This window comes from Arthrobacter sp. 2YAF22_2, from assembly GCF_052114645.1.
Taxonomy (GTDB): domain Bacteria; phylum Actinomycetota; class Actinomycetes; order Actinomycetales; family Micrococcaceae; genus Arthrobacter.
The window spans coordinates 1-1,868 of the sequence record NZ_JBFRFD010000617.1 but is presented as its reverse complement, the minus strand read 5'-3'; the positions used below and the strand labels follow the sequence as shown (position 1 = coordinate 1,868).

Annotated in this window: 2 protein-coding genes and 1 pseudogene; all 3 read left to right on the top strand. The window is 68.5% G+C overall.

Going from position 1 to position 1,868, the window contains the following annotated elements; all coding sequences use genetic code 11:
• A partial coding sequence (locus AB4Y86_RS17920; RefSeq protein WP_441403504.1) for a 2Fe-2S iron-sulfur cluster-binding protein occupies nt 1-212 on the top strand: 212 nt, incomplete at its 5' end.
• 2 nt (nt 213-214) lie between these two features.
• Nucleotides 215-1,558: an NAD(P)/FAD-dependent oxidoreductase gene (locus AB4Y86_RS17915; RefSeq protein ID WP_441403503.1), complete on the top strand. Its 1,344-nt coding sequence runs from the start codon at nt 215-217 to the stop codon at nt 1,556-1,558.
• Nucleotides 1,559-1,599: 41 nt separating this feature from the next.
• Nucleotides 1,600-1,868 (top strand): annotated as a pseudogene (locus tag AB4Y86_RS17910) (HD domain-containing protein); the annotation flags it as partial.

The following is a 1,868-nucleotide window of genomic DNA, read 5'->3' as shown; positions in this document are numbered from 1 at the left end:
TCGCCGAATGCGGCGGCTCGCTGTCCTGCGCCACCTGCCACGTGTTCGTCCGCGAGGACTGCCTTTCACAGCTCCCGCAGATGGAGGACATGGAGGACGAGATGCTCTACGGCACCGCAGTGGACCGCGAGGACAACTCGCGGCTGTCCTGCCAGCTCCGCCTCACGGACGAGCTCGACCTGTTCGTCACCACCCCGGAAACGCAGGTGTAGTGATGGGCACCCACGCAGTGGAGCAGGCAGCCGCCGCCGAGCAGACCGCGGCCGGCGCAGCCGTGCAGCCGGACAGCACCACCCGGACCGGCCTGCTGATCATCGGCGCGAGCCAGTCCGGCGTCCAGCTCGCGGTGTCGCTGCGGGCGCTCGGCTTCGAGGAACACATCACCCTCCTCGGTGACGAGGACCACCGCCCCTACCAGCGGCCGGCGCTGTCCAAGGAATTCCTGCAGGGCACGGTGGAGAGCGAATCGCTGATATTCCGCTCCAACGACTACTGGACCGAACACAACGTGGACCTGGTGAAGGGCGAATTCATCGTCCGGATCGACAAGGACGCGGACGGCTCCGGCGTCGCGCACTCCGCCTCCGGCAAGCAGTTTCCCTTCAAGCGGCTCGCCCTCACAGTGGGCGCCCGCGCCCGCAAGCTGGAGATCGACGGCGCGGACCTCGACGGCGTGCTGTATCTGCGCAACGCCGACGACGCCCTGGCGCTCAAGGCCCGGGTGGGGGACGCCACGGACGTGGTGGTGATCGGCGGCGGATTCATCGGCCTGGAAGCCGCGTCGAGCCTGCGCAAGATGGGCAAAAACGTCACGGTGCTGGAGTTCGGGCCGCGCCTCGTGGGCCGGGCCGTCGGCGAAGAAACCGCCGACTACTTCCTGCGGGCGCACCGGGACCGCGGGCTGGACATCCGGCTCAGCACGAGCGCCCGGCGGTTCATTGCGGAGCACGGCTCGGGCGAGGGCAGCGGGGCGGTGGCCGGCGTGGAACTCCAGGACGGCACCGTGCTGCCCGCTCAGATCGTGCTGGTAGGCATCGGCGTCATCCCCAACACCCAGTTGGCGGAAGACCTGGGCCTCACGGTAGACAACGGGATCGTAGTGGACCGCTTCGCCCTGGCCTCGGACGGCGCCACGGTGGCAATCGGTGACTGCGCCAACATGCCCAACCCGGTGCCCGGGTCCACGCCCGGCGAACGGATCAGGCTGGAAAGCGTCAACAACGCCATCGAACACGCCAAGGTCGCGGCTTACTCGCTGACCGGACGGCGGGAGGAATACGCCGGCATCCCGTGGTTCTGGTCCAACCAGGCGGACCTCAAGCTGCAAATCGCCGGCCTCTGCAACGGTTACGACCAGACTGTTCTCCGGCGGGACGAGGAGCGCGGAAAGTTCAGTGTCCTCTACTACCGGCAGGGCCGGATCATCGCCGCGGACTGCGTTAACGCGCCGCTGGACTTCATGGCCGTCAGGAACGCCCTGGCCAAGGGCCAGAACATCCCGGCGGACGCCGCCGCTGACCCGGCCACCCCCCTCAAGACGATTACGACGGACAGCTAACTGTATTCAGACAGTAGGTTGGCCGCACCCGAAGGAGCATCATGACCACCCCCGAGACTCCGGTCGCCCATGCCGACGCCGGCCCGGCTGCCCGAAGCGCGGAACCCATGTCCGCCGCCGCGGATTTTGCCGCAGCCTATCCAGCCCGCCCGGTTCCGGCCACGGGCCCGGTCGACACTGCCCCGATCGCCACCACTCCGGCCGCGCTCGAGGACCTCGACGTGCTCTGGCGTGCCGTGGTGCACGAGACACGCACCCGCGGCAACGACATCCACCTGCCGATCTCGCTCGCATTCGCCGAGCGGCTGTG